The organism is Neisseria sp. HMSC067H09 (genome assembly GCF_001814135.1).
Lineage (GTDB): Bacteria > Pseudomonadota > Gammaproteobacteria > Burkholderiales > Neisseriaceae > Neisseria.
This window is the reverse complement of sequence record NZ_KV814923.1, coordinates 32805-39566: the sequence shown is the minus strand read 5'-3', so window position 1 is coordinate 39566 and position 6762 is coordinate 32805. Positions and strand designations below refer to the sequence as shown.

Below are 6762 nucleotides of genomic sequence, written 5' to 3'. Positions count from 1 at the left end.
AAAGGTCGTCCGAAATCCATTTCAGACGACCTTTTCATTTTCTTACTGTCTAATTCGATCAGCCGATTTCGTTATACTTAGTCGGCAAACTGTTTTTTCATGCGTTCGCGGCGTTCTTGTGCTTCCACGGAAAGTGTCGCAGTCGGGCGGGCAAGGAGGCGTTTGAGACCGATGGGCTCGCCGGTATCCGCGCAGAAGCCATAATCGCCTTCGTCGATACTGCGGATGGTTGCTTGTACTTTACCTAGAAGTTTGCGCTCACGGTCGCGGGTGCGTAGTTCCAGCGCGTACTCTTCTTCTTGAGTAGCGCGGTCGGCAGGATCGGGAGCCGATTCGTGTTCTTGCAGGTGGCCGGTGGTGGCAGATGCGTTTTCAATCAGTTCGTCTTGCATTTTTACCAGCAGTTCGCGGAAGAATGCCAACTGGTCACTATTCATGTAGTCTTCTTCCGGGCCGTCCCAATTCAAAATGTCTTGTTCTGTCAGCTTTGCCATAATTTTTCTTTCAATCTATTGCGGAAAACAAAATGCTACTCAAGTGGTTTATTTTATTGATTTCTTAGGACTTCTTTTCTCAAGCCCGTTTGGAAATGGCGGCATGATACCATGTTTTCACAGTCGTGTTTTCGATTTTCACTTTTTTGCATTTTGCTTACGTCATACTGCAAATTCTTAATGAACTTGCTGTCTATTGCAGTAGCCACAAGTTGATTTGGCGGGTAATTTGGGGCGATAGACTGCTTAACCAGATCCACAGTAATAATGCCAATATACTACCTGAAAAATCGTAGCGTCCGTACTTTAAAAACTGTACGGGAGAAAGTATGGGACGATATATCCTTTCCAGCGCGACGGAAAGTTGGGAATAGGGATCTTTAATACTGAGCGCCATGCGGATAAACAACCCTATCAACAACACATAAGCCGCTGATTTAATTGTATTCAATACTGCCAGTATAAAATTGGCGATGATGATTTTTGCGCTGAATGCGGTAGGCTGCGCCACTAAAGTAATGAAGGTGAATGCGATGTAATATAACAACAGTCCTGACAACAGGCAGGCTGGGTCGTATTTTTTAACCGGCAGAATTTTATGCAGCGGGTTGACCAGCCAATCGGTTGATCGCTTACTGAACGCCAAGAGCGCATGATTTTCACTCAATCCCGCCGCTTGCAGGAAGAGACGTGCCAAACACAAGATAACGATGCCGTCGGCAAGCAATATCAATAAATCTCCGCGCATTTTCAGACGACCTTATATTGTTGTGCCATTTCCTGCGAACGCTTGACGCAGGCTTCCACGCCTTGGGCAATGGCTTCGGCGACGCAGCATGATTTGAACGTTTCGATGGCTTCGTGGGTGGTTCCGCCTTTGGAAGTAACATTTTGCTGCAGTTTCGCGAAGTCTTCGCCGCTTTGCTCTGCCAAGGCAACTGCGCCTTTAAACGTGGCGAGACTGAGGGCGCGGGCATCTTCTTCGCTAAACCCTTGCGCCTGAGCGGCGGCTTGCAGCGCGCCGAGCAGGTAAAAGACGTAGGCGGGGCCGCTGCCACTGATGCCGGTGATATTGTGCAACTTGTCTTCTTCGTCCAACCAAACGGTTAAACCGACGGAACGCATAATCCGGTCGGCGGCAGCACGGTCGGCTTCGGATACTTCGGCTTCGGCAAACATGCCGGATACGCCCAAACCGATTTTTCCCGGCGTATTGGGCATGGTACGGACGATTCGGCGCGTTCCGCCAAGGTAGCGGCTGAGGGTATCAATAGACAAACCGGCGGCAACGGATAGCACCAATGCGCCGTTGACACGAACGTTGCGGCACGCGGCTTCCATGTCCTGCGGCTTGACGGCAAGAATCAAAACGTCGTCTGAATGCAGTTCGGGCAGGGATTCAGAAACTTCAACATTCAATTCTTTTGCCAAACGCTCGCGTTTTTCCGCGCCGCGGTTGGCGATGTGAATGCGGTATCCACCCTGTTTGACCAATCCGCCCGCAATGGCGGCCGCCATATTGCCGCCGCCTAAAAAGTAGATGTTCATAAATTTCCTTAAATTTTTAAATGAAATACATTTTATAGTAGATTAAATTTAAATCAGGACAAGACGACGAAACCGCAGACAGTACAGATAGTACGGCAAGGCGAGGCAACGCCGTACTGGTTTAAAGTTAATCCACTATACTTGGGGTCGTCTGAAATGCCGTTCCCACCAAAGCGGAAAATTTCAGACGACCTTTTTACCAACGGACGCTTTCAGGCAGCGATGTTCGGTATAAACCCTGTTTTTTTCAAAAATCTATTGCCGCCGGCTTTTTGGGCTTACACCAGCCTGACAAGGACTCACATGGATACCAGCCCATCAACCGACAACCCGTTAACGTCAAACAAAGCAAAACAACCGAGATAATCTGTTTTATTGACTGTCTTTCCCTTTTTGCTCCCGTCTGCCGAAAATCGCGCTGCCGATGCGCACATGCGTTGCGCCGTACGCGACCGCCACAGGCATATCGCCGGACATCCCCATCGATAACACATCCGCGCGAACACCCGCCGCGTTCAGGTCGGCAAGCAGTTTCTGCATGGTTTGGAACTGAACGCGCAATGCTTCATCATCGCTGTCGGCTTTGGCGACACACATCAATCCGCGTACAACCACATTCGGCAACTTCGCTACTTCCACCGCCAGCGCGACCGCCTCATCGGGCGCAACGCCGTGTTTCGCCTCCTCGCCCGCGATATTGACTTCGATGCACACCTGCAAAGGCGGCATTTCGGACGGACGCTGTTCGCTCAAGCGGCGGGCGGTTTTCAGACGACCTATCGTATGCACCCAATGCGCGCGTTCGGCGACAAATTTGGTTTTGTTCGACTGCACATCGCCGATGATGTGCCAAACGATGTCGGGCAAATCCGCGAGCGTTTCCGTTTTTTCGTACCACTCCTGAATATAGTTTTCACCAAAATCACGCTGCCCTGCAGCATATACCTCGCGGATGTCGTCTGAAGGGAAGGTTTTGCTGACAGCAATCAGACCCACTTCACCCGCCTGCCTGCCCGCCTTTTGCTCGGCTTCGGCAATGCGGCGGCACACCTCCGTATAATTTTGTTGCAATACCGACATGATTTCTTCCTTTATTACATCAATTACAGCGATTTTGAAAATTTTACTTGGTCTGAACGGTTTATGTATTTAAAATAATACAATTTATCGGAACCTGAACAGGGAAATGCCCGGCATTCCGCGTCCGCATTTTAAATCGGGTTCCGCCTCATTATTCTAAACTAAAACAAGGCCACATTATGCAGATTACCGACTTACTCGCTTTCGGCGTCAAAAACAAAGCTTCCGACCTTCACTTAAGCGCCGGAATGTCCCCCATGATCCGCGTTCACGGCGATATCCGCCGCATCAACCTGCCCGAAATGTCCGCCGAAGAAGTCGGCAACATGGTCACTTCGGTCATGAACGACCATCAGCGCAAACTGTTCCAACAAGATTTGGAAGTGGACTTCTCCTTCGAGCTGCCCAACGTCGCCCGTTTCCGTGTCAACGCCTTTACCTCCAACCGCGGTCCTGCCGCCGTCTTCCGTACCATTCCGAGTACCGTATTGACACTGGAAGACCTGCGCGCCCCGCGTATTTTCCAAAAAATCGCCGACAACCCGCGCGGCTTGGTATTGGTAACCGGTCCGACCGGTTCCGGTAAATCCACCACGCTGGCGGCGATGATCAACTACATCAACGAAACCCAACCCGCACACATCCTCACCATCGAAGACCCGATCGAGTTCGTCCACCAAAGTAAAAAAGCCCTCGTCAACCAGCGCGAGCTGCACCAACACACCCACAGCTTCGCCAACGCCCTGCGTTCCGCATTGCGTGAAGACCCCGACGTGATCCTCGTGGGTGAGATGCGCGACCCCGAAACCATCGGCCTCGCGCTGACTGCCGCCGAAACCGGCCACTTGGTATTCGGCACGCTGCACACCACCGGCGCCGCCAAAACCGTGGACCGTATCGTCGACGTATTCCCTGCCGGCGAAAAAGAAATGGTACGTTCCATGCTGTCCGAATCCCTGCGCGCGGTCATTTCGCAAACCCTGCTGAAAACCCGCGACGGCAACGGCCGTGTCGCCGCACACGAAATCCTCATCTCCACCCCCGCAGTGCGCAACCTGATCCGCGAAAACAAAATCGCCCAAATCAACTCCGCGCTGCAAACCGGTCAATCACACGGCATGCAAACCCTCGACCAAGCGCTGCAAACCCTCGTCCGCCAAGGTACCATCAGCCCCGACGTAGCCCGCAGCAAAGCGCAAAACAGCGACAGCATGACCATCGTCTGATAAACACATTCCATTATCGGGAACAAACCAGGTCGTCTGAAAACGCAGTTTACACAACGAGGAAACCCGTTTCCCGTTTTCAGACGACCTCCGCAAGGCAGGCAACACCCAATAACAAACAAACCGCCCGCCGGTCTCAATATTCACTTACTGATAAAGAGTACACAAAATGAGCGAAACAACTCCTTTACACGACTTACTCAGCGAAATGGTGCAAGCCTACTCGCAAAAAAACCAACCGCCGCACATCCCCACCCCCGCCGAAATCGGCACACACCTCCATCCCCTGCTCGACCGCATGTGCGTCGAAGCAGAAAAACGCGGCGCATCCGACATCTTCATCAGCGCAGGCTTCCCGCCTGCCGTCAAAGTCAGCGGCACCCTGACCCCCGTCCCGCACAAAGCCCTGACCGGCGAAGACACAGCCGCCATCGTCGAATCCACCATGAACCCCGAGCAGCTTGAGACCTTCAACCGCGAATGGGAACTCAACTACTCCGTCCAATCCCGCAGCAACACCCGTTACCGTGTCAACGCCTACCACGAACAAGGCCGCGTCGGCATGGTCTTGCGCCGCATCAACCAAGAAATCCCCGAAATGGAGAGCCTCGGCCTGCCCGCCAAGCTCAAAGACCTCTCCCTTTCCCCGCGCGGCCTGCTGATCCTTGCCGGTCCGACCGGTTCCGGTAAATCGACCACCATGGCATCCATGCTCAACTACCGCAACCACAAAATGCCCGGCCACATCGTCACCATCGAAGACCCGATCGAATTCATCTACAAACCCCGCCGCAGCATCTTCACCCAGCGCGAAGTCGGCATCGACACCAACGACTGGAAAATCGCCGTCCAAAGCGCGATGCGTCAAGCGCCCGACGTCGTCTGTATCGGCGAGGTGCGCAGCGAAGCCAGTATGGAATACGCCCTCCAGCTTGCCCAAACCGGCCACTTGTGCGTCTTCACCATCCACGCCAACACTGCCGCCCAAACCATCGAGCGTATCATCAACTTCTACCAAGAAGACCGACGCAAACAAGTCCTCATGGATTTGGCGCTCAACCTGACCGGCATCATCGGCCAACGCCTCGCCATCAAGAAAAACCGCAGCCAGCGTACCGCCGTCGTAGACCTGCTGCTCAACACACCCGCCATGCAGGATTTGATTTTCAAAGGCGAACTCATGGAAATCCGCGAACTCATGATGCGCTCCGGCACAGACGGCATGCAGACCTTCGACCAACACCTGTTCGAACTCTACATCCAAGGTCAAATCGAATACGACGAAGCCCTGCGTCAAGCCGTTTCCACCAACGACCTGCGCCTGCGCATCCAAATGCACGAAGAAGGCAACGACCCCGACCGCCTCTACGACCGCATCAGCGATTTGAACCTGATTTCGTAAACACCCAATTTCAGGCAAAACAAAGGTCGTCTGAAAACCCAAAAACCCAGTTTTCTGAAAACCCAAAAACCCAGTTTTCAGACGACCTTTCTCACTCTTATGGCAATAAAGCCACACTGACCAATGTAAACCGCCATTTAAGCCTTTATCATTTTCTCCGCACTCCGCCTCCGCTGCCAAACGCACCCCTCTCCACACAGCAAGGTTCATAAATCTTCATACTTTTCATCGCACTTTACGCAAATTATAAATCGTACACCTCAACATTTCGGGCGATACAAATTCAGCCGTTTCAATGAATTACAAACGTTAAGCACTTGAGAAGATGGGTAACGCCTCGGCAAAGGCGGTTGCGGCTCATCCGCAAGCATCCGATACTGGATTCGTCGGAAGCAGAAACACGCTTCCTGTTTATCCGTGAAGGAGCATTATCATGAAAAAAACCTTACTGACTGTTTTATTGGCTACCGCTTCCGCCATCACTTTCGCTGACGGTTCTTTTACCGGCGCAGGCTTGGAAGTCGGCGCGGGCGCAACCAAAAGTGATGTGCGCAACGTTAATCTGAACGAAAAAACCAAAGGCGACGTTGCCGTACGCGGCAGCTACAACACACAATTCGGACAAAGCAACTGGATTGGCGGCGTTGAAGCCGGCGTTAAACCGCTGCACCGCAAAATCGCGGGCAATGCGAAACAAAAAGTCGATGCCAACGTTTCCTACGTCCAAGGCTACCGCCTGACCGACAATGCGCTGGCTTACGGTAAGGTCGGCTACCACTACGGCCGCTTCGACAATCTGGGCGCAAAACGCAACAATATGAACGGCCTCGGCTACGGCGTAGGCGCGAAATACGCCGTTGCACCGAATGTCGAAGTCGGTGCCGAATGGGAGCAAACCCGTTATAAAAAAGACAATTTGAAAGTCCACAACAACAGCTACATGGCTACTGTCGGCTACCGCTTCAAATAATCTTTTTTAAACAGACAAAGGTCGTCTGAAACCGTAAATCTG

7 protein-coding genes and 2 pseudogenes are annotated in these 6762 nt (G+C 52.4%); 4 read left to right on the top strand and 5 right to left on the bottom strand.

All coding sequences use genetic code 11. From position 1 onward, the window contains the following. Positions 1-77: 77 nt before the first annotated feature. The 3 genes from dksA to proC all read right to left on the bottom strand — a co-directional run bounded on the left by dksA (position 78) and on the right by proC (position 2042). Positions 78-494 (bottom strand): RNA polymerase-binding protein DksA, encoded by a 417-nt coding sequence (gene dksA / locus HMPREF2954_RS07760; RefSeq protein ID WP_003767066.1) that lies wholly within the window; start codon positions 492-494, stop codon positions 78-80. 193 nt (positions 495-687) lie between these two features. Then, on the bottom strand, positions 688-1242 hold the full coding sequence (locus HMPREF2954_RS07755) for a YggT family protein (protein WP_003759775.1): 555 nt from the start codon (positions 1240-1242) through the stop codon (positions 688-690). 2 nt (positions 1243-1244) lie between these two features. After that, entirely contained in the window at positions 1245-2042 is a 798-nt protein-coding gene (gene proC, locus HMPREF2954_RS07750; RefSeq protein WP_045074040.1) for a pyrroline-5-carboxylate reductase, read from the bottom strand. Positions 2043-2069: 27 nt separating this feature from the next. Between proC and HMPREF2954_RS13025 the strand changes: the two are divergent. Beyond that, positions 2070-2186, top strand: a pseudogene (locus tag HMPREF2954_RS13025) (IS5/IS1182 family transposase); the annotation flags it as partial. A 106-nt stretch (positions 2187-2292) separates the two neighbouring features. Here the strand turns inward: HMPREF2954_RS13025 and HMPREF2954_RS13265 are convergent. Further along, a pseudogene (locus HMPREF2954_RS13265) lies at positions 2293-2418 on the bottom strand (RNA-binding protein); the annotation flags it as partial. Continuing rightward, a complete protein-coding gene (locus HMPREF2954_RS07745) occupies positions 2415-3122 on the bottom strand; it encodes a YggS family pyridoxal phosphate-dependent enzyme (RefSeq protein WP_045074038.1) in 708 nt (235 codons plus the stop codon). The pseudogene HMPREF2954_RS13265 and the gene HMPREF2954_RS07745, both read right to left, overlap by 4 nt. A 179-nt stretch (positions 3123-3301) precedes the next feature. Here HMPREF2954_RS07745 and HMPREF2954_RS07740 point away from each other — a divergent pair, with 179 nt between their 5' ends. The 3 genes from HMPREF2954_RS07740 to HMPREF2954_RS07730 all read left to right on the top strand — a co-directional run bounded on the left by HMPREF2954_RS07740 (position 3302) and on the right by HMPREF2954_RS07730 (position 6720). After that, positions 3302-4348: a type IV pilus twitching motility protein PilT gene (locus tag HMPREF2954_RS07740; protein ID WP_045074036.1), complete on the top strand. Its 1047-nt coding sequence runs from the start codon at positions 3302-3304 to the stop codon at positions 4346-4348. A gap of 169 nt (positions 4349-4517) precedes the next feature. Next, positions 4518-5750: a PilT/PilU family type 4a pilus ATPase gene (locus HMPREF2954_RS07735; RefSeq protein WP_070689076.1), complete on the top strand. Its 1233-nt coding sequence runs from the start codon at positions 4518-4520 to the stop codon at positions 5748-5750. A 433-nt stretch (positions 5751-6183) separates the two neighbouring features. Further along, a complete protein-coding gene (locus tag HMPREF2954_RS07730) occupies positions 6184-6720 on the top strand; it encodes a porin family protein (protein ID WP_003767081.1) in 537 nt (178 codons plus the stop codon). The last annotated feature ends 42 nt before the right edge of the window (positions 6721-6762 follow it).